At 66.5% G+C, this 23,963-nt stretch carries 22 protein-coding genes; 9 read left to right on the top strand and 13 right to left on the bottom strand.

The window, feature by feature from the left end:
* From DU484_RS06735 to DU484_RS06715, 5 genes are all read right to left on the bottom strand, one after another.
* Positions 1–1,047, bottom strand: coding sequence for an ABC transporter permease (locus DU484_RS06735; protein ID WP_114585352.1), 1,047 nt, complete (start codon positions 1,045–1,047; stop codon positions 1–3).
* A 99-nt stretch (positions 1,048–1,146) separates the two neighbouring features.
* Positions 1,147–2,946, bottom strand: a complete 1,800-nt coding sequence (locus tag DU484_RS06730; RefSeq protein ID WP_114585351.1) for an ABC transporter substrate-binding protein — start codon at positions 2,944–2,946, stop codon at positions 1,147–1,149.
* Between the two features lie 150 nt (positions 2,947–3,096).
* Positions 3,097–4,587: an Asp-tRNA(Asn)/Glu-tRNA(Gln) amidotransferase subunit GatB gene (gatB, locus tag DU484_RS06725; protein WP_114605464.1), complete on the bottom strand. Its 1,491-nt coding sequence runs from the start codon at positions 4,585–4,587 to the stop codon at positions 3,097–3,099.
* Between the two features lie 31 nt (positions 4,588–4,618).
* Positions 4,619–5,653, bottom strand: a complete 1,035-nt coding sequence (locus DU484_RS06720) for a hypothetical protein (protein WP_114605463.1) — start codon at positions 5,651–5,653, stop codon at positions 4,619–4,621.
* Positions 5,654–5,689: 36 nt separating this feature from the next.
* Positions 5,690–5,869, bottom strand: coding sequence for a hypothetical protein (locus DU484_RS06715; RefSeq protein WP_114605462.1), 180 nt, complete (start codon positions 5,867–5,869; stop codon positions 5,690–5,692).
* A gap of 75 nt (positions 5,870–5,944) precedes the next feature.
* On the opposite strand from DU484_RS06715, the gene DU484_RS06710 reads away from it, so the two are divergent.
* From DU484_RS06710 to DU484_RS06695, 4 genes are all read left to right on the top strand, one after another.
* Complete coding sequence (locus DU484_RS06710; RefSeq protein ID WP_114605461.1) at positions 5,945–7,111, top strand: acyl-CoA dehydrogenase family protein; 1,167 nt, start codon at positions 5,945–5,947, stop codon at positions 7,109–7,111.
* Positions 7,111–8,850 (top strand): acyl-CoA carboxylase subunit beta, encoded by a 1,740-nt coding sequence (locus DU484_RS06705; RefSeq protein WP_114585346.1) that lies wholly within the window; start codon positions 7,111–7,113, stop codon positions 8,848–8,850. Before DU484_RS06710 ends, DU484_RS06705 begins: the two co-directional genes overlap by 1 nt.
* 159 nt (positions 8,851–9,009) lie before the next feature.
* Positions 9,010–9,462 (top strand): MaoC family dehydratase, encoded by a 453-nt coding sequence (locus tag DU484_RS06700; RefSeq protein ID WP_114605460.1) that lies wholly within the window; start codon positions 9,010–9,012, stop codon positions 9,460–9,462.
* 145 nt (positions 9,463–9,607) lie between these two features.
* A complete protein-coding gene (locus DU484_RS06695) occupies positions 9,608–9,823 on the top strand; it encodes a DUF7511 domain-containing protein (protein WP_114585344.1) in 216 nt (71 codons plus the stop codon).
* On the opposite strand, the gene DU484_RS06690 is transcribed toward DU484_RS06695, so the two are convergent.
* A complete protein-coding gene (locus DU484_RS06690; protein WP_114585343.1) occupies positions 9,820–10,773 on the bottom strand; it encodes a 3-hydroxyacyl-CoA dehydrogenase family protein in 954 nt (317 codons plus the stop codon). The two genes, DU484_RS06695 and DU484_RS06690, sit on opposite strands and share 4 nt — an antisense overlap.
* Positions 10,774–10,864: 91 nt before the next feature.
* Here DU484_RS06690 and DU484_RS06685 point away from each other — a divergent pair, with 91 nt between their 5' ends.
* Both DU484_RS06685 and DU484_RS06680 read left to right on the top strand, forming a co-directional pair.
* Positions 10,865–11,101, top strand: a complete 237-nt coding sequence (locus tag DU484_RS06685) for a DUF7542 family protein (protein WP_114605459.1) — start codon at positions 10,865–10,867, stop codon at positions 11,099–11,101.
* A 58-nt stretch (positions 11,102–11,159) separates the two neighbouring features.
* Positions 11,160–11,558 (top strand): acyl-CoA thioesterase, encoded by a 399-nt coding sequence (locus DU484_RS06680; RefSeq protein WP_114585341.1) that lies wholly within the window; start codon positions 11,160–11,162, stop codon positions 11,556–11,558.
* On the opposite strand, the gene DU484_RS06675 is transcribed toward DU484_RS06680, so the two are convergent.
* Positions 11,555–13,609, bottom strand: a complete 2,055-nt coding sequence (locus tag DU484_RS06675) for a DEAD/DEAH box helicase (protein ID WP_114585340.1) — start codon at positions 13,607–13,609, stop codon at positions 11,555–11,557. The two genes, DU484_RS06680 and DU484_RS06675, sit on opposite strands and share 4 nt — an antisense overlap.
* Positions 13,610–13,687: 78 nt before the next feature.
* Positions 13,688–14,068, bottom strand: a complete 381-nt coding sequence (locus tag DU484_RS06670; protein WP_114605458.1) for a cupin domain-containing protein — start codon at positions 14,066–14,068, stop codon at positions 13,688–13,690.
* Positions 14,069–14,164: 96 nt separating this feature from the next.
* Here DU484_RS06670 and DU484_RS06665 point away from each other — a divergent pair, with 96 nt between their 5' ends.
* Positions 14,165–14,560 (top strand): VOC family protein, encoded by a 396-nt coding sequence (locus tag DU484_RS06665; RefSeq protein WP_114605457.1) that lies wholly within the window; start codon positions 14,165–14,167, stop codon positions 14,558–14,560.
* Positions 14,561–14,645: 85 nt separating this feature from the next.
* Here the strand turns inward: DU484_RS06665 and phnE are convergent, their stop codons facing one another.
* From phnE to DU484_RS06650, 3 genes are read right to left on the bottom strand one after another with little or no spacing between them, the layout of a single operon-like run.
* Positions 14,646–15,641 (bottom strand): phosphonate ABC transporter, permease protein PhnE, encoded by a 996-nt coding sequence (phnE, locus tag DU484_RS06660; protein WP_114605456.1) that lies wholly within the window; start codon positions 15,639–15,641, stop codon positions 14,646–14,648.
* Complete coding sequence (gene phnC, locus DU484_RS06655) at positions 15,638–16,438, bottom strand: phosphonate ABC transporter ATP-binding protein (RefSeq protein WP_114605455.1); 801 nt, start codon at positions 16,436–16,438, stop codon at positions 15,638–15,640. Before phnC ends, phnE begins: the two co-directional genes overlap by 4 nt.
* 6 nt (positions 16,439–16,444) lie before the next feature.
* A complete protein-coding gene (locus DU484_RS06650) occupies positions 16,445–17,422 on the bottom strand; it encodes a PhnD/SsuA/transferrin family substrate-binding protein (protein ID WP_187347774.1) in 978 nt (325 codons plus the stop codon).
* Between the two features lie 252 nt (positions 17,423–17,674).
* Here DU484_RS06650 and DU484_RS06645 point away from each other — a divergent pair, with 252 nt between their 5' ends.
* Together DU484_RS06645 and DU484_RS06640 are read left to right on the top strand one after the other, a co-directional pair.
* The gene (locus DU484_RS06645) at positions 17,675–18,862 is read left to right on the top strand and encodes a CBS domain-containing protein (protein ID WP_114605453.1); all 1,188 of its coding nucleotides are present in this window, start codon (positions 17,675–17,677) and stop codon (positions 18,860–18,862) included.
* 64 nt (positions 18,863–18,926) lie between these two features.
* Positions 18,927–21,365 carry a hybrid sensor histidine kinase/response regulator gene (locus DU484_RS06640; protein ID WP_114605452.1) on the top strand — a complete coding sequence of 813 codons (2,439 nt, stop codon included), beginning with the start codon at positions 18,927–18,929 and terminating at the stop codon, positions 21,363–21,365.
* 51 nt (positions 21,366–21,416) lie between these two features.
* On the opposite strand, the gene DU484_RS06635 is transcribed toward DU484_RS06640, so the two are convergent.
* The gene (locus DU484_RS06635; protein WP_114585333.1) at positions 21,417–22,526 is read right to left on the bottom strand and encodes an AI-2E family transporter; all 1,110 of its coding nucleotides are present in this window, start codon (positions 22,524–22,526) and stop codon (positions 21,417–21,419) included.
* 597 nt (positions 22,527–23,123) lie between these two features.
* Positions 23,124–23,948, bottom strand: coding sequence for an NAD-dependent epimerase/dehydratase family protein (locus DU484_RS06630; protein WP_114605451.1), 825 nt, complete (start codon positions 23,946–23,948; stop codon positions 23,124–23,126).
* Positions 23,949–23,963 lie beyond the last annotated feature (15 nt).

Raw genomic sequence — 23,963 nt, 5'->3', positions numbered from 1 at the left:
TCACCGTCGTTCGTATCCCACGCGCGGATCGATCAGCGTGTAGAGGAAGTCCTGCAGGATGTTCGCGGCGACGAGCAGGAGGATGAAGATGTACATGAGCGAGATCACGAGCGGCAGGTCGCCCTGGACGGCGGCTTGGAAGAACAGGGAACCGAGGCCGTTGATCGCGAAGACGGTTTCGACCAGCACGGACCCGCCGACGAGTAGGAACGCCTCGGCCGTGATGATCGGCACGAGCGGAATGAGGGCGTTCCTGAAGACGTGCTTCCAGACCAGTCGGCGACCGGAGACGCCCTTCGCCCGCGCGGCCTCGATGTAGTCGGCGTTGATGATCTCGAGGACGGCGGTCCGACCGATGCGCATCTCGTTGCCCATCGATGCCGACCCGAGAACCAGCGCGGCGGGGGCGATCTGCTTGACCGCGACGGCGACCTGCAGCCACGCCTCGCCCGGCGTCGTGACGAGCGTCGTCGGCTCGGCGAAGACGCTCAGATCCGGCGGCGTCACGACCTGTGTCGACACCCACAGCCCCTCCCAGTCGATCCCGAACAGCGACTGGGACTGAGAGAGGAGGGTGACGAGGATGACCGCGAGCCAGAAGTTGGGCATGGCACGCCAGACGATTCCGCCGAAGGAGGCGAAGTAGTCCCCGAACGTGTTGGGGTTGAGCCCCGCGTAGAACCCGAGCGGGATACCGATACAGAGCGCGATCAACACGGACCAAAGACCCAACCAGATCGTCCGCGGGGCGTAGACGGCGATGAGGTCGTTGACGCGCGTGCCGGGACTGATCACCCACGAGCGCCCGAGCTGGAAGGTGACCATCCGCCACATGAAGTCGGTGTACTGTTCCCACAGCGGCTGCGTGAGGCCGAGCTGTTCGCGGAGCTGGTAGTACTCCGGGGACCCGATCTGCTGGGCACCGAGGATGGCCGCCGCGGGATCGATCGGTCCCAACCGAACGATGAGGAAGGCGACGGTCGTCCCCAGGAACACGACCGGGACGGCCAGCACCACCCGCTGTGCGAAGTAACGCCAGCGGCTCACCGCTGGACCCTCGGGTTGTGTCCCGTGTGCGGGGGCGGTCGTCTCGCGTCCCGGTCGGCGTCTCCGGTCGTCGCCGCTCGAAGCGCGGTGGTGCCGGCGTCACTCATGGGCGAAGATCCTCACGTCGTCGAGTTTCTGCCGCGAGCCACCCATCCCCCCGTCGGGGTCGATGTCGACCCAGTCGTACCAGAACCGTTCGCCGAGCGAGTGGTAGATGTTGAGCATGCCGACGTCCTCCCAGTTGGCTTCCTCTATCTCGACGTACGCCCGCTCGCGGGCTTGCTGTGCGGCGTCGGTCGGTTCGGGATTGTCTTCGATGGTTCCGTAGGCGTCGGTCGCGCGGCCGGCGGCGTCGCCGGTGTCGGCGCTCCAGTTGATAAACGAGATGGGAGCGTCCATCGAGGTGTCGGTCTGGGGTGGGTTGAGCAGCTGCAAGAAGTTGTCCGGCGCCGGCCAGTCGGCGATCCAGCCCAGCGTGAACGCCTCCAGGTTCCCGTTGCGGCCCCGCTCCGTCAGCGTCGAGAACGGCGCCTGTTGAATCTCCATCTCGATGTGGGCGCTCGCCAACTGATCGCGTAGAATCTGGGCCATCCGCCGCCAGGTGTCGGACTCGTACTGCGTCCACTCGATCCGGAACTGGTTGTCCGGACCGTAGCCCGCGTCCTCCATGATCTGCGTGGCCATGTCGAGGCGGCTCTCGTCGTACCCGTACGGATAGGCGTTGCGCGCGTGGTCGGCGTACGCCTCCGCGCCGCCGGGATAGATGCTCGGCGGCGTGAAGTGATACGCCGGCTCGCCGCGCCCTTTGAACACCTCGTCGACGAGCAGGTGCTGGTCGGTCGCGTACGCGAACGCCTGCCGGACCGGCTTCGGGACGACGGCGGTGTTGAAGCCGACGTAAAACACCGAAATCTCCGGGACGGCCAGATAGTTCGCCGTCAGCCCGTTGCGCAGGTCGCCGTAGGTGCCGTGTTCGCGCCCCCGGTCGTCGGTTCGCTCGACGCTCACCTTGGCGGGGTCGTACTGCGCGGTCGGGAGACCGAACACGTCGGCGTTCCGATTCATCGCGTGGTTGTACGCCGCCTGATCGTCCTCGATGACGTCCCAGTGGACGCCCCCGTTCGAGACGTCACCGCCGTGGTAGTCGTCGAACCGCGTGATGTCCGCGCTAGTCCCCTGCGTCCAGTCTTCGAACTCGTACGGCCCCGCTCCGATCGGGTCGCTCTGTGCGAAGGTTTCGTACGCCATCTCGCCCTCGTACCCCTCGACGTCGCCGACGATGCCCTCGGGAACCGCGGCGAACGAGGAGTACGCCAGCATCTCGAGGACGGCGTGGAACGGCTCCTGCAGCTGGATCTCGAGCGTCTCGTCGTCGACGGCGCGGACGCCGAGTTCTCCCTCCGCGGGCCGCGTGACGCCCAGCGAGTCGAGGATGAACCGCGTTCGTCGGCTGTTGTCGGAAAACGCCAGCCGGTACAAGGAGTAGACGAAGTCCTGTGCCGTGACCGCGTCGCCGTTGTGGAACTGCGCGTCCGCGAGCGAGAACGTGTACGTCGTGAAATCATCCGAGGTTTCGTAGTCGGTCGCCAACAACGACTCGACCGCCGCGACCCCGTTCGGGTAGTTCATCAGGCCGTCGAAGACGTTCTCGATGATGGCCCCCGACGCCGTGTCGGTCGCCGCCACGGGATCGAGCGTCGTGATCGTCGAATTGATGAGGTTGAGCGTCGCGTCCGGAACCGGCTCGCCCCGGCCCGCCCCCTCGCCGTCAGTCCCCGCCGTCGGGTCCGAATCCGCCCGTCCGCCACACCCCGCGACTGCGGCCGCGGCGGCGACGCTCCCTGTCCCCTGCAGGAACGTCCGCCGCGAGACGCCGTCGTTCGAGTTGTTTGTTGTCATACCACACGTGTCAAAGGCATTGAACGTCTGTGTGGTAATAAATACCACGCTCACTAACGCGGTCGGAGCGGTGACCGTCGGCTACGCGATGCCGATAGCGGGTGGCAGTCGGGTCGGCGCCGGCGTGTCCTCCATCGACGGCGGACCGTCTCAGTCGTCGAGTCGCTCGCGAAGCAGGCCGTTGACGGTGCCGGGGTCGGCGCTCCCGCCCGTCTTGCTCATCACCTGTCCGACGAGGAAGTTGAGGGCGCCGCCCTCGCCGGCGTGGTAGTCCTCGACGGCGTCGGGGTTCTCCTCGATGGCTTCCTCGACGGCGGCGGCGACGGCGTCGTCGCCCGCCTTCCCTAACCCTTCGCGCTCGACGACGTCGTCGGGCGCCAGGCCCTCGTCGAGCATCGTCCGGAGCACCACCTCGCGGGCGTTTTTCTCGGTGATCTCGTCGCCGTCGACGAGTTCGATCAGGCGCGCGAACTCGTCGAGTCGCCCCTCGACGTCCGTAACCTGCATGTCGCGGTAGTTGAGTTCGCCCAGCAGGTCGTCGGCCACCCACGTCGCCGCTATGTCGGGATCGAAGCGGTCGGCCACGTCCTCGAAGAAGTCCGCCACCTCCTTCGTCGAGGTGAGCTTCGACGCCGCCTCGGCGTCGAGACCGTACGCCTCGCGGAAGCGTTCGCGTCGGGCGTCGGGGAGTTCGGGGATGGGGATGCGATCCTTCCAGTCGGCCACCTGTAGGGGCGGGAGGTCCGCCTCGCGGAAGTAGCGGTAGTCCTTCTCCTCCTCTTTCGAGCGCATGGAGACGGTGATGCCCCGGCTCTCGTCCCAATGGCGCGTCTCCTGTTCGACTTCGCGGCCGCGCTTCACGGCGTTTTTCTGTCGGGTCACCTCGTAGGCCAGCGCCTTCTCCGCCCCCTTGTGACTGGAGATGTTCTTCACTTCCGTCCGGTTGGCGTCTGCGAGCGTCGCCTCGTCGACGACGCCGTCCGCGTCCATCTCGTCTGCGGGGACCAGCGAGATGTTGGCGTCGATGCGGAGGCTGCCGTCCCGCGAGGCGTCGAAGACGGCCAGATACTCCAGCACCTCCTCCAGTTTGGCGAGAAACGCCCGCACCTCGCCCGGCCCGCGGAAGTCGGGATCGGTGACGATCTCCATCAGCGGCGTGCCCGCGCGGTTGTAGTCGACGAGGGTGTGCGACGCCGTCTCGATGTTGCCACCCTCGTGCTGGAGGCTCCCGGGGTCTTCCTCGAGGTGGGCGCGGCCGATACCGATGTCGCGGCGGTCGCCCTCGACGCTCACCTCCAGCGTGCCGTCGGCACAGATCGGCGCGTCGTACTGCGTGATCTGGAAGTTCTTCGGCAGGTCGGGGTAGTAGTAGTTCTTCCGGTGGAAGCGGGTCTCCTCGGCGACGTCGGCGTCGAGGGCCTTGCCGATCTTGACGGCGGCCTCGACGGCCGCCTCGTTGAGGACGGGGAGCGCCCCGGGAAGGCCCAGACAGACGGGGCAGGTCCGGGTGTTCGGCTCCTCGTCGTCGGCCGCCTCGGTCGAACAGCCACAGAAGATCTTCGTGTCGGTCTCGAGCTGGACGTGAACCTCCAGCCCGATGACGACCGCGAGATCACGTTGCTGGAGCGCCTGCGCAGTCATTGCGCGGGCTTATACGGCCGATGGCTAAAGGCTAACGGGACTCGCCGTCGTCCCACTCCACTTCCTCGACCTGCTCCGTCTCGCGCAGGATGAACGGGCCGATGGAGAGGGTGTGTTTCGTCACCGTCGCGATCCGCAGGACGTAGGCCAGCAAGACCAGAAAGGGGAGGACGGACACCGTCGACGTGACGGCGACGACGGGGACGATACCGACCGTCCGACTGACGTCGCCGGCGGGATCGAAGAAGGCGATCATCCCGACGGCGACGAGGAGGGCGGGCAGCGCCGCCGTGAGGATGCCCCGCGACAGGTTGATCAGCTCCCACTGGAAGTAGAGCGTCTTGAAGTGCTCGCGCGCGGGGCCGAAGAGTTCGAGCGTGTCGACCAGCGAGTCGAGTGCCGCCTCGGCGTCGTCGTCGAGAGTCTCCGTCTCGCGGATGCGTTGGGCCGCGAATATCTTCCACGAGTAGTTGAAGTTCAGCGCCGCCGAGAGGACGTCGAACTCGCCGAACTGTGCGCCGTCGAGATCGGACGCGACCGCCTCGGCGTTGTCGGTCAGGCTCCCCGTGAGGTCGTCGACGGCGGCGTGGGCCGAGTGTTCCTCGGCCACGGCGTCGCGGAGGTCACGGGCGTGCCGGCCGGCCATCTGGACGAGCGCACGCAGGAACTGTGAGGGGCGGGCGGGACTGACCGGTGCCTCGACGAGGTCCGCGGCGTCCTCGCGGAATTCGAGAGCGCCGACCATCCGCTCGCGCTGGTCACCGACGGCGCCGAGCTCCTGCGAGAGGACGAGCTGGTTGAGCGTCAACACCAGGGTCACGCCGGTGATGGTTGCGGTGAGAAACCCTTGAAAGAGGGTCTCCACGGCGTCCGTGCCGCGGAGTTTCGTCGCCGCGCCCGGGAGGAGGAAGCCGACGACCAACAGGGCGAGCAACACCGCGCCGACGAGGCCGGCGACGACGAGACGGCGGTCGGCCTCCAGATAGAACCAGAGCTTCGTCCGGCTCTCGGCGGCGCGGGCCCGCAACTGGTCGTTGGGGCGCCCGTCGTCGGCGTCGCCGTCCATGTCAGCCCGTGGGGTCGGCCCCCGCAAAAACCCCCGTCACGACGGGTCGGCTACGACGATCAGTTCGTTCACCACCCCGGCGACGAGGAGGAGGACACTGAACAGGCCGAGCAGGATTGCCTCGGCCGGGTTGCCGCCGTCCGCGGGTTTGACCAGCAGGGCGTACAGGACGAAATGCAGGCTCACGACGAACGCGAGCGTCGACTTCGGGGACACGGGCCCCCTTCCCGGTGCCCGCCTCAAAAAACATCGGACCGCAAGTATACGTTTCCACGCCACGGAGAGGGAGGTATGGAGTTCGACGCGCCCCCCGAACACGCGCTGATCCGGTCGACGGCCACGGACATCGCGTCCGAGTACGGCCCCGAATACTGGCGCGAGAAGGAAGCGGACGGCGAATTCGCCGGCGAGTTCTGGGACGAACTCGGCGAGGCGGGCTTTCACGGCCTGTTGATTCCAGAGGAGTACGAGGGCGCCGACATGGGCCTTCAGGAGATGGGCCTCGCGATGGAGACGCTGTGTGCCGAGGGCTGTGGGATGGCCGGGACGTGGTATCTCGTCGTCACCGCGGGCATGGCCGCCATCGCCCTCCGGGAGTCGGGGACCGACGAGCAAAAGGAGGAATACTTGCCCGACGTGGCGACCGGGGACCGAATCTTCTCCTTTGCCATCACCGAACCCGACGCGGGGACGAACACGCTGAACGTCGGCACCCGCGCCGAACGCGACGGCGACGAGTACGTCCTGAACGGCAAGAAGGCGTGGATCACCTTCGCGGACCGCGCCGACGACCTGATCCTCGTCACGCGTACGACGCCCAAAGAGGAGGTGGCGAAGCCGACGAAGGGCCTGAGCCTCTTTCTCGTCGACATGGACGACCCCGGGATCGAGGTGTCGCCCATCCCGAAACACGGCCTGAACTACTCCAAGTCGTGTGAGGTGTTCGTCGAGGACGTGCGCGTTCCCGAGACGGCCTTGCTGGGCGAGGAAGACGAAGGCTGGTGGCATCTGGTTGAGACGCTCAACCCCGAACGCATCGGCTTCGCGGCGGGCGCGACGGGGGTCGCCGAACTCGCCGTGTCGAAGGCCGTCGACTACGCCAACGACCGCGAGGTGTTCGACGCACCCATCGGCACCCACCAGGGCGTCTCCTTCCCCATCACGCAGGCGTACACGAACGTCGAGACGGCACGCCTGATGCGCCAGAAGGCGGCGTGGCTGTTCGATCAGGGACGGGAGTGTGGATACGAGTCGAACGTCGCCAAGGCCGCGGCGGTGGAGGCGGGCATCGACGCCGTCTACCACGCCATGCAGGCGTTCGGCGGGTGGGGGTACGCGACCGAGTACGACGTCGAGCGGTGGTGGCGGGAGATCAACCTCACCCGCCTCGCGCCCGTCACCCAGCAGATGGCGTACAACCACATCAGCCAGGAGATGGGGTTCCCGAGGTCGTACTGATGGACGTTCGCGTCGCCGACCCCACGGCCGAGGAGGCGGAAGCCATCGCGCGCGCCCTCGCCGCGCGCTTCGGCGAGCGTGTCCGGGTGTTCGACGCCGACGGGGGCGACGACCCCCTCGCCGAGGGCGACCCGCCCGAGGGTGGCGTGAGCGGCCGCCCGAGCGACGACGACGCCGGCCCCACGGACCGGGAGGCGGCTCTGTGGGACGAAATCGAGGACATCCTGCAGGGCGGCCCGGAGAAGTACCGCGAGCGACAGGCGGAGGCGGGGAAACTGTTCGTCCGCGACCGCCTCGACCTGTGGTTCGAGGGGCTGACCTTCGAGGACGGGACGTTCGCCAACTTCGACGCGTGGCACCCGAACGCGCCGGACGCGGACACGGACGACCGCCTCCCCGCCGACGGCCTGATCACTGGCGCCGCGACGTTCGAGGGGCGGGCGGTCCACGTCATGGCCAACGACTACACGGTGAAGGCGGGGTCGATGGCCCGGCGCGGGGTGGAAAAACTGCTCCGCATGCAGAATCGGGCGCTGCAAAACGGCAAGCCGGCGCTCTACCTGATGGACTCCTCGGGCGGCCGGATCGACCAACAGACCGGCTTCTTCGCCAACCGCGAGGGGATCGGGCGAGTCTACTACAACCACTCGATGCTCTCCGGGCGAGTGCCACAGATCTGCGTGCTCTACGGCCCCTGCATCGCCGGTGCGGCCTACACCCCCATCTTCGCCGACTTCACGATCATGGTCGAGGGGTCGGCCATGGCCATCGCCTCGCCGCGGATGGTCGAGATGGTGACCGGCGAGGAGATCAGCCTCGACGACCTGGGGGGTCCCGCCGTCCACGCCGCCGAGTCCGGGAGCGCCGACCTCGTGGCCCGGGACGAGGAACACGCCCGCGAACTCACGGCCCGACTACTGTCCTACCTCCCCGACAACGCCGACGCCGATCCGCCGCGGACCGAGGGCGTCACGCCCGCGAAGTCGCCCGACGGCATCGACTCGGTCGTTCCCGAGGCGCCCCGGAAGGGGTACGACGTGCGCGACCTGATCGAACGCGTCGTCGACGCCGACTCGGTCCTCGAACTGAAGTCGGAGTACGGCGCCGAAATCGTCACGGCCTTCGCCCGCCTCGACGGCCGGCCGGTGGGCATCGTCGCCAACCAGCCCGCGACCCGCGCGGGCGCCATCTTCCCCGACTCCGCGGAGAAGGCCGCGGAGTTCGTCTGGACCTGCGACGCCTACGGAATTCCGCTGCTCTATCTCTGTGACACGCCGGGCTTCATGGCCGGGTCGGGTGTGGAGAAGGAGGGGATTCTGGAGAAGGGGAAGAAGATGATCTACGCGGCGGCGTCGGCGACGGTGCCCAAGCAGTGTGTCGTCGTGCGGAAGGCCTACGGTGCAGGAATCTACGCCATGTCGGGGCCGGCGTACGACCCCGACTCCACGCTCGCGCTCCCCGGCGGCGAGGTTGCGATCATGGGGCCGGAGGCGGCGATCAACGCCGTCTACGCCCGCAAACTCGCCGCCATCGACGACCCCGAGGAGCGCGCACGGGAGGAGGAGCGCCTCCGCGAGGAGTACCGCCGCGACATCGACGTGCATCGGATGGCGAGCGAGGTGGTGATCGACGAAATCGTCCCCCCGAGCACGCTCCGCGACGAACTCGTCTCGCGGTTCGAGTTCTACGAGTCGATGGAGAAGGAACTACCCGAGAAGAAACACGGGACGATCCTGTGATACGGTTTCCTGTAAGTCAGTACCGGTGGGTCGCCGAGACGGTCCGGTGACCCACCGGTACACAGTTACAATACTCCGTACGAGGGCTCGTCGGCGTCGCGGGTCGACGCCTCGCGTGATCGGGCCAACCCCTTTGCCCGCGGCCTCCCTCCTCCACCCATGACCGGCCGCTACTACGAGGAGTTCGAGGTGGGAGAGACCTACGACCACGACAAGCGGCGGACGATCACCGAGAGCGACAACCAGCGGTTCTGCGACATGACGATGAACCAGCAGCCACTGCATCTCGACGCCGAGTTCGCGGCCGAGACGGAGTTCGGCGAGCGGGTCGTCAACGGCCTCTACACCATGAGCCTCGCCGTGGGGCTGTCCATCCCCGACACCACCGACGGCACCATCGTCGCGAACCTCGGATACGACGACGTCGAGCATCCGGCGCCCGTCCACATCGGCGACACCCTCCGCGCGCGGACGACGGTGACGGACAAACGCGAGACCAGCGACGGCGAACGCGGCGTCGTCACCATGCACGTCGAGGCGTTCGTCGGGGACGAACTCGTCTGTGCGTTCGACCGCACCGTCCTCTCGCTGAAGGCGGACACGGATCGGTGATCGGTGATCGCCGATCTCCAGTCGAAATGGTAGGGTAGACTACATTGTGAAATGTTGTCACGGGTTTCGGCCCCCGAAGTATCGACGGCCCAGTACGCAACATAGCAGGCACTAAACGTCGTCGTGACCGAGGAATGGATGGGTCATGTCGAACACCTCCGCACCCGACGACGCCCCGCTCGTCCCCGACGCAGACGCCGCCGACCGCGACGCCGACCACCTCCGCTCCGTCGTCGTCGCCTACGAGGGGTCCGCGGATCGGCAGACGCTCTACCCCGCCGACGCGAGCGAAATCGAGCGGCTCACCCACTGGTTGAGCGCCGACGCCGACGCGTTCGTCACCCTCGACGAGATGCGCTAGTCGCCGTCCAGCGCCCGCCGAATCGCCGCCACCCGCTCGTTGCGCCGCCGGACGACGGCCGCTTCCGACGCCCCGTACTCGTGAAAGCCCGCGCCGTCGGCGACGCCGCCCCGCCCCGCGGCCAGTCGCTCCTCGAACAGCGGCCCCGGCTCGTCCGCGTCGCTCAAGTGGGGGTAGAGGTTCGCCGCGATGGATCGAAACAGGTCCAGCCCCGCGAGGTCCGCCGTCTCGAACGGGCCGACGACCGCCGTCCGCAGGGCGTAGCCGTCCCGCACCGCTCGCTCCACGTCGGGGAGCGAGGCGACGCCCTCGCTCACCAGATGCGTACACTCCCGGAGGACGGCGAACTGAATCCGGTTCCAGACGAACCCCGGCACGTCGCGCTCGACGCGGATCGGCTCCCGGTTCACCGCCTCGACGAACGCCGCCGTCCGGTCGACGGTGTCGTCGCTCGTCGCCGTCCCCCGCACCACCTCGACGGTCGGCAGGAGGTAGGGCGGGTTCCACCAGTGACAGCCGACCACCCGGGCCGCGGCGTCCGGCACCGCCGCCGCCACGTCGGTGATCGGGATGCTCGACGTGTTGGTCGCGAGGATGGCGTCCTCCGGCGCGGCGGCCGCCAATTGCTCGAACACCTGCTCTTTCACCGCGAGGTCTTCGGATACCGTTTCGACGACGAGTTCGGCGTCGGCGACGGCGGCCGCGGTGTCGAGCGTGTAGTCGATGCGAGAACGGACGGCGTCGGGGTCGGCCTCCAGCAACCCCTCGGCGGCGAGAAAGTCGAGGGCGTCGTCGACGCCGGTTCGGGCGTCGTCGAGGTTCGACTCGCGGTGGTCGACGAGGGTCACGCCGGCGCCGTGGCGGGCGAACTGGAGCGCGAGGCCGTGGCCCATCGTGCCCGCGCCGACGACGGCGACGGCCGCAGGCGTCGATGTCGTGGGCGAAGTCATGGCCGCACGGTGGGCGGTGGGGCGCATAAACCTCCGCCCCGCACCGGCCGAGCGACGACGTTAAGATTCCACCCGGCGTCGATTGCGAACGATGACCGCGACGCGAGCGACGGTGACCTGCCCGGACTGTGACCGACGGGAGGCGTTCGACGAACTCGGGGCGGCACGCTCGTTCATCGAGCAGCACCGTGACGAGACCGGTCACGAGGCGACGTGGGAACTCCACCGCCTCGACGCCGGCGTCGAACGCGCCGGGCGGGAGGCGGGCGTCTGTGGCCGCTCCGAGTGTACGGCCACGGACTCCCCGCTCTATCTCGGCGATCCGTGACCGGGCCACACGTTGCCCACTCCGGTAGGCACAACTACCCCGTCGTTCACCAACGGGTATGACCGACTTCGAGTACGAGACCGAGTTGCAGGTTCGGTTCCGGGACCTGGACGCGATGGGCCACGTCAACAACGCCGTCTACGCGACGTATCTCGAACAGGCGCGGGTCGACTACTACGCCGACGTGCTCGGCGTCGGCCTCGACGACATCGACACCGTCCTCGTGAACCTCGAAATCGACTACCGCCACGAAGTCGTCCTCGACGACGAGACGGTGACGATAGCGATGGGCGTCCGCTCCATCGGCGAGTCGAGCGTCGTCGTCGGCTACGAGGTTCGCGCGGGGGACCGCGTGGCCGCCACCGCCGAGACGACGCAGGTGTACGTCGACCCCGACGAGGGCGGGTCGCGGCCGCTCCCCGAGGCGTGGGTCGAGAAGATGGAGTCGCTTCGCTAACCCTCTTCGTCCCGGAGTTCGAGTTCCGCCACCAGATCGTAGGGGTCCATGCCCCTCCGGATGCAGTCGAGGATGGCGAAGGCGTCGTCCGGCGCGAGGAAGTGTCGGGTGACGGCGCGGCCGAGCGGCGTCGGTTCGAGGCCGTCGATGAAGTCCCACTCCAGCAGTTTGCCGACCGCCTGCGTCGTCGGCACGTCGCCGAGCATCCGGTCGTTGAGCCGTTTGGCTCCCTTGCCGGCGACGGTGATGTTCGCGAGCGTCTCCTCCGCGGCCGCCGAGAGGTCGTAGACGGTGCGGACGTCCTCCATCTCCCCCTTCAGGAGCTTGAACGCCACCTCGTCTTCCGTCATTTCCATGCTGTTGTGGTAGCTGCAGTCCGGCTCCACGAGGAGGTAGACGACGCCCTGATCGTGGTAGTCCGGCCGGCCGGCCCGGCCGAGCATCTGCTCGAACTCCTGAACCGACAGCCACTCGATGCCCATAGCGAGCGTATCGAAGATGACCTGCGAGGCGGGGAAGTCGACCCCAGCCGCGAGCGCCGCCGTCGTCACCACGGCCGCGAGGTCCTGGTTCCCGAACTGACGCTCGACGCGCTTGCGCCGGCCGTAGTCCAGGCCGGCGTGGTACGGTGCGGAGTCGTACTCCAGCTTTCTGGAGATTTCGTGACAGCGCCGCCGCGAGTTGGTGAAGATGATCGTCTGCCCGCGATACCCTTTCGAGGACTTGCTGTCGAACGCGCGACGAACCAGCCGGTTCTCGATGCGCGTCTTTTCCTGGGCGTCCGCGAACGTGAGGTGGCGCTCGATGGGGACCGGCCGTTCCTCGAACTCGATGAGCGTCGCGCGGAGGTTCTTCGCCAGCCACTCGGGGTTGCCGACCGTCGCGGAGAGGTAGATCCACTGGGCGCCGCCGTAGCCGGACGACCGCTTCGCGCGGTCCTCGCAGTAGTGTTTCAGCCGCGAGATCATCCCGTCGAGGCGGTGGCCGCGTTCGCCCTCCTTCAGCGTGTGAATCTCGTCGATGACGACGGTCCCCACGTCGCCGAGGTCTTTCCCCGTCCGGAGCGCGTGGTCGATGCCCTCGTAGGTGCCGACCACCACGTCCGCCGAGGGGTCGAAGCGCGCGCCGCTGTCGGTGACGCGACTGCCGCCGACCCGGATGGTCACGTCCACCAGGTCGCCGTAGCGCTCCTCGAAGTTCTCCTGTTTCTGGTTCGCGAGGGCGACGAGCGGGACGAGAAAGAGGAGCTTCCCCTCACCCTTCAGCGCGCGGTCGATGCCGGCGATTTCGCCCACGAGCGTCTTCCCTGTCGCCGTCGCGCTCACGACGAGCTGGTCGTCGCCGTCGAGGAGGCCGTTCCGCACCGAGAGGCTCTGGACGGGCAGGAGGGTCTCGAAGCGGTTCGTGAGCTGATTCTTCAGTTTCGGGTGAAGGTCGAGGTCGGCCGTCTCCACGGGGTTCACGTCGTCGACCGTCGCCCCGATCTCGTCGAACTTCGTCAGGTCGGGGTCGAGTTCGCCCTGCAGGAGGTTGGTGATGCGGTCGAGGTCCTGCACCTCCAAGAGCAGGTCCTCGAGGCGGTCCTCGGCCGCGCCGGTCAGCCCGCCCGCGTACGCGAGTTCCGTGTCGAGTTCGCGTTTCGCGCAGTCGGGGCAGATGTAGTCCCGGTCGGCCTTGATCGCGGTGTCGTCCGTGATCGGCGAGTACCGCCCCTCGGAGGCGCAGTATCGGCAGGTTCGGACCGTCAGGGCCTCGAGCTGGTAGCCGTCGAGCATCTCCTGTACGCGCTCGCGGCCCGCCGGCGAGGTCTGTTGGGAGATGCGGATGCGCTCGGCGCGGCGCGCGAGTTCGACGAACTGGTCCGGATCGCGTGGCTCCTCGCTCGACCCGCGCTGGATGCGGAACCGGCCGGGGCGCGGCCCCGCGTCCGTCTCCTTGAGTTCGAGAATCGCTCGAAACACCCGTTCCCCGTCGCGGGTGACGGCGACCAGGAAGTCGCCGTCACGTTCGTGGAAGAAGAGCGTCTCGACGCGTCCGACCTGCCGTGACACGAATGCGGGTACGGGAAGCGAGTATTTCAGCCGTTCGACTCGGTCCTCGCGGATCGACTCCGCCCGGGAGGCCGGGGGTTACTCGTCGACCAGTTCGATACTGTCGTCGCCGTTCGGCACGGCACAGATGAACGCGCCGGTCTCGTCGCCCTCGTTTCGGTACCAGTGGACGACGCCCGCGGGGATCAGCAGCGAGTCGCCCGCCGACACCGTGTGTTCCTCGCCGTCGATGCCGACGACGTACTCGCCCTCCAGCACGTACTGTTCGTGTTCGACCGCGTTGGTGTGTTTCGGTACCGTGGCGCCCGGGTCGATGGTGAACCGCCGCATCGAGAAGTGTGGCGTTCCGTCCGCCTCGTTCAGGAGGACGCCCTTCGAGAGGCCGTCGGCGGCGTCGACGGGGTCGTACTCGACGTCCTCGCTACGCTTGATCACCGGCGCCGGGGAGTGTTCGCTCATGGGATGGCGTACGCGGGGCCGGTGCCTAAGCGTTACGTGCCGGAGCGACCCGTGGCGACTCGAACGCTTTTGGTCCGGACCCGCGTACGAGTGTCGATGACCGACAAGCCGACACCGACGGGCATCGACCACTTCGTCCTCACCGTCGAGAACGTGGAACGGACCTGCGAGTTCTACGAGACGCTCGGCGCCGAGGTGGTGACGTTCGGCGACGACCGCACAGCCGTACAGTTCGGCGACCAGAAGATCAACCTCCACCCCGCCGACCACAGGGTGGCGGCGTACGTCGCCGAGACGCCGGCGCCGGGGAGCGGCGATTTCTGTATCGTGACCGAGACGCCCATCGAGGCGGTGCTCGACCACCTCGACGAGGAAGGGATCGACGTCGTCACCGGCCCGGTCGAACGGGCGGGCGCCGTCGGGACGCTCACGTCGGTGTACGTCCGCGATCCCGACGGGAATCTGGTCGAACTCGGAACCTACGGTGAGTGAGATTCCGGGCGTCGAGGATCGAGGCGGCTGCACCGGCCACGCGGCCACAGTCCGTCGAAACCGCCGGTCGGGGAGGACGGGCGCCCTATTTGAGAAGCGAATCGGACATCCGTTCCGGAAAGCCGACGACGAGCTGATAGAAGCTCAACCGTTCCTCGTCGTCGCCTTCGCGGAGGTACGACCGCACCCGCTGGCTGACCATCTCGACGGAGAGGACCAGCAGAACGATGAACAGGATCGTCGCCATCATATTGGTGAACTGGAACGTCTGTTGCTCGATGGACAGCGTCACGCCCAGGCCACCGGCACCGATGATGCCGAGACCGACCGCGGACCGGACGTTGTTTTCGAGGATGAACATCGCCCAGGCGATGAACGGGCGGACGATCTGTGTGATCATGCCGAACGTGATCACCTGTGGCTCGGCGGCGCCGGTGCTTCTGATGCCCTCGATGGGGCCGTCGTCGATCTCTTCGAGTTCGTCGGTGAGCAGCCGGCCCAGTTCCCCGATAGTGTCCGTGCCGATGGCGAGCGTCGCGGTCACCGGCGAAATGCCGCCCAGCGGGACGTATATCAGCGCCCAGACGAGCGACGGGATCGAGCGAATGATGCTCATCACCCCGCGGAACAGGAAGTTGAGCGGGAACGGGGTGACACGCTCGTTGCCGAGGATGCCGAAGAGCAACGCCAGCGGGGCGCCCATGATGGTGCCCGCGAGGGCGATGGCGAGCGTGATCCCGGCTTCCCCGATCAGTCCGGCCTCGTTCACGAACCGGTAGTAGCGGCCGACGTCGACGAAAGGAATCAGGCCGAAGTACAGCTTCGGGGGGAAGTACTGCCCGAGTGCCTCGACGAACTCGGGCCAGTACGCGAGCCACGCCTCCCGCCAGAACCCGGCCATGACCAGCGAGCCGACGAACAACACCGCAATGAGGGCGAATATGGCCAGCTGCGAGAGGCGCCGCAGCAGCCGAGTGCGTTTCAGCTCGGCGTGTTGCCGTTCGACGGCCGAGTCCTCTCGGCTACCGTCGAGAAAGTCCGGGCGTATCTTTTGGACCAGGGAGTCGGAGTCGGTACTCATGGTTGCGTCCCGATACTCGCGTTCGATTTCCGCCTGGATTCGTTCGTTTCGGTACGCTCGGTCCCTTCGCGGAGTTCGTCGGTCTCGATATCGCCGTAGATTTCCTCGAGAACTCCGGTCGTCAACTCCTCGCGTGGCCCGTCGAAGATCACGTCGCCGTCCTTGAGACCGATGAACTGTTCGCCGAACTCGCGGGCGATGTTGACCTGATGGAGGCTCGCCAGGGTCGTGAGGTTCCGCGTTTCGGCCGTTTCCTCGAGGTACTCCATCACCGTCTCGGCGCTCGACGGGTCCAGACTGGCGACGGGTTCGTCGGCGAGCAGGAGATTGGGTCGCTGTACCAGTGCGCGAGCGATCCCGACGCGCTGTTGCTGCCCGCCGCTCATGCTGTTCACTTTCTGTCCCGCCTCCTCGAGCAGGCCGACCGTCTCCAACGCCTCCAGGGCGAGTTCCCGGTCCTCGACGGACTGGCGATTGAGCAGGCTCCGGAAGAATCCGGTTCGGTTGAGCGTTCCGGTGAGGGCGTTACTGTAGGCGCTCAGCTCCTCGACGAGGTTGTGCTGTTGGAACACCATCCCGACGTCCGACCGCGAGTTGGTGATTTCGTCGCCGTCGAGATACACGCCCCCCGAGGTCGGCTGGGTCAACCCGTTGAGGATTCGCAACAGCGTGGACTTGCCGGCGCCGGACTCACCCAGAACGACGGCAAACGTTCCGTCGGAGATCTCGAAGGAGATCTCCGATAAGGCCGTCGTGTCACCGTATTGTTTGGTCAGTTTCTCGATTCGAAGGGTCATGAGGACTTACAGCTGACCCAGATCGATATCCAGCGTGTTGATCACGTCGATGACCGGCTGGTACTCCTCGATGCTGGCCTCCGTGACGGCGGTGAGCGGGTTCCCCACGTCGCCGTCGGGCTCTCGAAGCGTCCCGTCGTTGATCGAGACGATTGCCTCCTCGATGTCGCTCCGGAGCGGATGCTCCCAGTTACCGCGCGAGATGATGGGGGAGAAGGGGAGCGACGTCGACGCCTCGACCAGTTCCAGTTCGGGCGACTCCGTCCCGACGTCGCCGTCCCACCGTCCGGATCGCTCCCGAACCCGATCCGGCCACTGATCCTCCGGAACGTGGTTCAGGAGAACGGCGATGTCACAGCCACAGGCGACGATGTCCTCGCGGTTGATGAGCGTCTGGACGGCGTTTCGGTGACTCCCGGTCCAGCTGCCGTCGTAGTCGACCGGATCGCCGTACGGGGCTTCGCCGGTGTCGAGTCCGGCCTGACTGAGCATGTAGTTGGGATACAGCGATCCGCTGGTCGAGGGGCGGTCCGCGAACGCGATACTTCGACCCTCGATATCCGTCGTCTCCTCGATATCGGAGTCGGGAAGCGTGGCGAGCGCCGAGAAATACACCGACGCGCCGCCCTCCTCGACGATGCCGACCACGTCGATCTCGTCCGGGTTGGCGAGCAGGACGATGTCGCTGCGGGTCATCTCGGCCTGATTGTTGAGCAAGGCCTGGCCGATCGCCGAGGTGTTGTCCGCGAACTCGACGTTTAGCTCCAACCCGTCGACCTCCGACTGGAGGTACTCCGCGAACGGCTCCCACATCTCTTCCGTATCGCCCGGGGTTTCGGCCGGCGTCTCGAGGAAGGTAATCGGCTCGTAGTCGTTGCCCGACGACCCCACGGTCGTGCCGGAACTGCCATCGGAGCCATCACCGGAACCGCCGGAACAGCCCGCGAGACCGGCGGTCAGTGCAATCCCTGTGCTCTGCAGCACGCGTCGACGTGTCCGACGTGACATCGGGCGTTCCTGATCGAGTTCGCCCATTAGAAGCTTATAATTTCCATCAATAGCGGTGTTACAGGTTAAAAACTCCATTACACCACAGTATCAGTATATATCGTACGGATAGACGAACGTAGCCGGCCGGAACGGCGAGCGGATAGAGATGGGCCGGCTCGGAGGAGCCGCTTCGCTCCACCGGACCCCGCTTGCAAGAGTTAAGTCCGCTCCCCCGCAACGGTCGGTATGCGCGGTATCCGCATCGGAAGTGCGTTCGGGATTCCGATCAAGCTCGATCTCACCTTCCTCATCGTCCTCCCGCTGTTCGCGTGGCTGATCGGGTCGGACGTGGGCAACCTCGTCGGCGTCCTCAACGATATGTTCGGGGCGACGATGCCCGTCGACGCGCTCACCGCGGGGTCGACGCGGTGGGTCCTCGGCGCCGCGGCGGCGAGTGGCCTCTTTTTCTGCGTCCTCCTCCACGAGTTCGGCCACTCCCTGGTCGCCATGCGCTACGGCTACCACATCGAGTCGATCACGCTCTGGCTGTTCGGCGGCGTCGCCCGGTTCACCGAGATGCCCGAAAACTGGAAACAGGAGTTCACCATCGCCGTCGCGGGGCCGCTCGTCAGCGTCGCCCTCGGCGCCCTCTCGTATCTCGCCTTCCTCGTCGTCCCCGGCGCGCTGCCGACCGTGCAGTTCGTCCTCGCCTACCTCGCCCTGACGAACGTCGCGCTCGCGGTGTTCAACATGCTCCCCGGCTTCCCGATGGACGGCGGCCGCGTCCTGCGGGCGTTGCTGGCGCGGCGGCGGCCCCACGCCCGCGCGACACAGATCGCCGCCGAAGTGGGCAAACTGTTCGCGGTGGTGCTCGCCATCGTCGGCCTCTTCGCCAACCTGTTTCTGGTCGCGCTCGCCTTCTTCATCTACATCGGCGCCTCCGGCGAGGCCCAGCAGACGGTGATGAAGGCGGCGTTTCAGGACGTCACCGTCGGCGACATCATGACCCCCGCGTCGGAGCTACAGACCGTCACCGCCGACACCGCCATCACGACGCTGACCGACCGCATGTTCCGCGAGCGCCACACGGGCTATCCCGTCCTCCGACAGGGGAGCCTCGTCGGCATGGTCACCCTCGACGACACGCGCGAGGTGCGCGAGGTGGAGCGCGACGCCTACCGCGTCGAGGACGTGATGGCGACGGATCTGGTGACCATCTCGCCCGACGCGGACGCGATGGACGCCATCTCGATGATGCAACGCGAGAAGGTTGGTCGCCTCCCCGTCGTCGACGAGGCGGGCGACCTAGTCGGGCTCATCTCGCGGTCCGACCTCGTCACCGCGTTCAACATCATCCGCACCCGCGGGTCGGAGAGCGACATCGGGTCCGGAATCGGGCGCCTCTCGACCGACGCGGAGTTCCCCCAGCGGTGACCGGCCCGTCCGCCCACCCCGAGGGTGACAAAGGATACTTCAGTCGGCCGGCGTAGTTGCGTGCATGAGTGTCGACGACCCGGCGCAAGTTCCCGACGTTTCCCGCGGCCGGGGGTCGATTCGGGTCCTCCACGTCGACGACGACGACGACTTGGTCGAGTTGGCCGCCGATGCCCTCGAACGGAGTAGCGAGGCGTTACGCGTCCAGACGGAGACGAGCGTCGACGACGCGCTCACGCGGTTGGAAACCGACGACGTCGACTGCGTCGTCAGCGATTACGAGATGCCCGGGCGGGACGGCCTCGAGTTCCTCCGGGTCGTTCGCGAGTGTGATCCCGACCTGCCCTTTATCCTCTTTACCGGCAAGGGAAGCGAGGAGATAGCCAGCGAGGCCATCTCCGCCGGCGTCACCGACTACCTCCAGAAGGAGCGCGGGCTCGATCAGTACGCCGTCCTCGCCAACCGAATCGAAAACGCGGTGTCGAAACACGGTGCCGAACGGATGGTCCGTCGCGCGTACGGGGCGATGGACACCGCCCGCGAGGGGATCGCCCTCCTCGACGAGGACGGCTACTTTCGGTACGTCAACCAGGCGTACGCCGGCATCACGGGGTACGAGCGAGGGGCGCTCATCGGCGAACACTGGGAACTCCTCTACCCGGATGCCCACGTCGACCGGATCTACGACGAAATCCTCCCGGCCGTCCCCCGCGACGGCCGGTGGAGCGGGCGGACGGTGTACGAACGCGCGGACGGCGACCACATCGTGACGAGCCACGCGCTCGCGTACGCCGACGACGGGAGCCTGATCTGCCTGGTTCGGGACTGCGACGACGACCGGGACGTGGACGACTTCGAGACGGTCGCTGCGGACGAGGACGAGCGAACGACATCTGCGGCCGACGGCATTCTCGACGACGCCCTCGACGCCCTCGGCGACGTGTTCTACGTCCTCGACACCGAGGGCAACGTCGTCTACGTGAACGAGCCGAAGGTGACGGGGTACGATAGGGCAGAGATCGAATCGATGGACTCCACGGAACTGTTCGATCCGGCGGACCGCGAACGGGTCGTCGAGGGCATCCGCCACGCACTCGAAACCGGCTCCGACGAACGCGAACTGCGCCTCCGAACCGAAGTGGGCGGTCGGCGAACCTACGAGTTCTGTAGCTGGACACTGACCGACGCGGACGGCGAGCCGTCCCACGTCGTCGGTATCGGCCGCGACGTCTCCGGCCGGAAGGACCGCGAGCGGGCGCTGAACGGTCTCCACCGGACGACCCGGGATCTGATGCGCGCCGACTCGACGGCGGAGATCGCGGAGCTAACCGTCGAGGCGCTCGCGGACATCCTGACGCTCACGCAGGCCGGCGTTCACTACCACTCGGAACGCGAGACGGCGCTCGTGCCGGCCGCCTGGACGAGTGAAGTGGAGGACGTGATCGGCGAACCGCCCGATCTGGGGCCGGGAAGCATCGCCTGGGAGGCCTTCGAGACCGGCGAGGTGAAACACTACGAGGACCTCGGAAACGCCGACGACCTCCACAACGAGTCGACGGTGCTGGGGAGCGAACTGATCGTCCCGCTGGGGGACCACGGGGTCGTCATCGTCGCCGCGGTGGAAGCCGACGCCTTCGACGAGAACGACCGCCGCCTCGTGCAGTTGCTCTGTGAGAACGTCACCGCCGCCATCGAGCGCATCACCCACGAAACGGTGCTTCGCAAGCGCGAGGTCGAACTCGAACGCGAGAACGAACGCCTCGACGAGTTCGCCAGCCTCGTCAGCCACGACCTTCGGAACCCACTCAACGTCGCGAGCGGTCGCCTCGAACTGGCGAGGGAGACGTGCGAGAGCACGCACATCGACGAGGCCATCCAGGCGCTCGAACGCATGGAGACGCTCGTCGACGACGTGCTCAAACTCGCCCGGGAGGGCGAAGCGGTCGACGAAACCGAACCGGTCGCGCTGTCGACCGTCGTCGAACGGTGCTGGGCGAACGTCGAAACCGACGGCGTGACCCTCGACCGCGTCGACGAGGCCACCATCGCCGCCGACAGGAGCCGGCTCGCACAGGTGTTCGAGAACCTGTTTCGGAACAGCGTGGAGCACGGCTCCACGAGCAACCGGACGGAGTCCGGTGACGCTGTCGAACACGGTTCGACAGGCCCTCGGTCACAAGCTCCCGAGGACAGTGTGGAGCATGGCTCCAGGGACGACCGATCCGAGTCCAGTCACGAGGACTTCCTCGAAGTCACCGTCGGGACCATCACCGACGCCGCCGACGAGGTACGGGGCTTCTACGTCGAGGACGACGGTGTCGGCATCGACCCCGACGAGCGCGAGCAAGTGTTCGAAGCGGGCTACTCGACCGGTGACGGCGGGACGGGCTTCGGCCTCCGCATCGTCGAGGACATCGTGCGCGCCCACGGCTGGACCATCGAGTGTACCGACGGCGCGGCGGGTGGCGTCCGATTCGAGATCACCGGCGTCGTCGCGCGGTGACGTTGCGAGTGGCCGAGGCGGCGAGTCGGAACCGAACGCGCCGACCCCGCCTCAGAAGTCGTCGAGTCGCCGCTGGTCCGCCGGGAGTTCCGGCGAGGTGTCGACGGCTTCGTCGCCGCCGAGGAGGCGGGGCAGCGCCGTGTGGGCGAAGGTGATGCCGAGCGCGAGAACGATGGGCGCGAAAAAGAGCCCGTAGAACCCGAACACGACCGGGCCGAAGATGTACGCGAGCATCAACAGGCCGACGTGGGTGCGCTCGCCGCTGAGATACGGACGCAGGATGAGGTCGGGGATGGTGTCGACGACGACGACGGCCACGAACAGGAAGGCAACGAGGTAGCCGGCGAGCGAGTACTGGGCGTTGACGACCATCGGTGCGGCGATGGCGCCGGCGAGGGGGACGTACACCACCTTCATCCCGACGACGGGGATGAGGCTCGCGACGCCCGTCAGGACGCCCGCGAGGGCGGGATACGGCACCTCGACGGCGGCCGGGACGAGGGCGTTGTACCCCTTGAACGAGCCGACGGCGATGAGCGCGATGGCGATGACGTTCAGGAGGTTGCCAAAGAGGATGGCTTCGAGTTCGCGGTCGGCAGCCTCCAGATACTCGCGGACGATGGCGTCGTCGTCGAACCGGAGGAGCCACCGGCGAAACTTCCCGCCGTCGATCAGCAGGTAGTAGGTGACGACGACGACGATGAACAGGTTGAGGAAAAAACCCGTGATCGCACTCGTCAGCACCGCCGCGTTCTCCATCAGGAAGTCGATGATGGCGTCGAACCGGCCCGCGCGATACGCCTCGACGACTCCCGCGAACGTGAGTTCGGGGAGGTCCTCGAGTCCCTGGAGCCACGGCACGTTCGTCACCGCGATATCGAGGACGGCGTACGTCGACAGGAACTGTCGGGTCTCGGTGACGAGCAACACGAGCGTGTAGCTAAGGAGGAGAAGAAGCGGGACGGCGAGAAGCAACAGTACGGTCATCGCCCGCACCCGCTTGGGGAGGTGAAGCCGTCCGAGCGCCTTGTAGAAGCGGCGCGTCGAGTAGTAGAGGAAGACGGCGACGGTGAGGGCGGCGACGAAGCGATACGCGATGAAGGTGGTGACCAGAGCCACGACGAGACCGAACAGGGCGACCACTGCACGTCGTTCGTCCATGTGCAATCGAACGTGAACGGGGGCGTGTGAAAGACCTTGCCGTAGCGACAGGTGAAATTTGAGTCTGCCGCGGAGAGGAGACCGAACGGAAGCGGCACCTCGAAGAACCGTCGGAGGAGTGGATCGACATCCGAACGCGTCGTGCACAGCTATAGAATTGAGAGAGTATATTCAGATCTGATATATCTACACCAATTCAGTCGACGGCAGGGCTCGATGCGGTCGAGTCACCCGTGCACTCGTCGAAAGCGTAGCCGACGAGTTAGACCACTCTCCGGCGCTTTCATGCCGGTAAGCTAGTTAACTGTGTCTGATATCACAATTCTCTATCCCGACTCTGGAACGATCCGTTTTAGCGGACTGAGACGCCCGTAAGAACCGAACAGCGCGTGAATCTCGCGATTCCTGCGTTCAGTTTCGAAACGTTCGTGAGTTGCCCTTCCATAAATATAATTTTTTGTATATTATGTTGTTTCTTACTTAATTCTTATACTTTTTTCGAGGCCGAAGTCGAGCCGGTGGTGACCGGCTTGGATCGGTCCCCCGTGCGGCATCGACGACGTGCCCTCCGAGTGTGTCTCCTCCGCCACGGGGCGTCTACTCGGGGGCGTCCCACTCCTCGGCGTCGTCCTCGGGGTCGTATCCGAGAACGTCGCGGGCGTGGTCGATGTCGAACCACCGACGGTCGTTGTCGCTCACGACGTAGAAGACGTCGAAATCGACGGAGTCGTCCGACAGACAGCACTCGACGAACTGTGCGAGGTCACGGCGCGACGTCCACATGGCCTTCCGTCGGGCGACGGCCCGGTCGTACGCCTCGCTCCCGCGTTCGAACCGTCCCTCTTCGACGCCTCGTTCGGCATCGCCGTACGGGTGATCGTACTCGGCGTGGCGCACGCCACAGATCCGGAGCGCGTAGAAGCGGCGCGGGTAGTCGTGTTCGGGGTGTTCGACGTAGTACCGTCCCAGCCCTTCCCCGAAGAGCTTCGAGACGCCGTAGTACGAGTCGGGCCGGGCGGGCGCGGTGTGATCGACGCAGAGGTCCGCGTCCGGCGCGTAGATATCGGGTCCGTGCTCGAGTTCGTACATGCCGACGACGTGGTTGGTCGAAGCGAAGACGAACCGCTCGACGCCCGCATCGGCTGCCGCCTCGATGGCGTTGTACGTCCCGATCACGTTGTTCCGGAGAATCTCGGGCCAGCTCCCGTCCGTCGTCGGATATCCTGCCAAGTGAATCACTGCATCGGCCGTCTCGAACGCCGGTCTGATCGATTCGTAGTCGGTGACGTCCGCGACGACCGACTCGTACTCCGGATGTGGGTTCTGATCCAGATACGTGAACTCGTACGCCTCTCGGTCGGCCAGACCGTCGATCACCGCCGTGCCGACCCGCCCGAATGCCCCCGTGAGTAATACGTCCATGATTTGATACTGTGA

It is taken from the genome of Haloplanus rubicundus, from assembly GCF_003342675.1.
In the GTDB taxonomy this organism is placed as follows: domain Archaea; phylum Halobacteriota; class Halobacteria; order Halobacteriales; family Haloferacaceae; genus Haloplanus; species Haloplanus rubicundus.
Note: the sequence above shows the minus strand (reverse complement) of the source record. Positions and strands in the feature narration are given on the sequence as shown.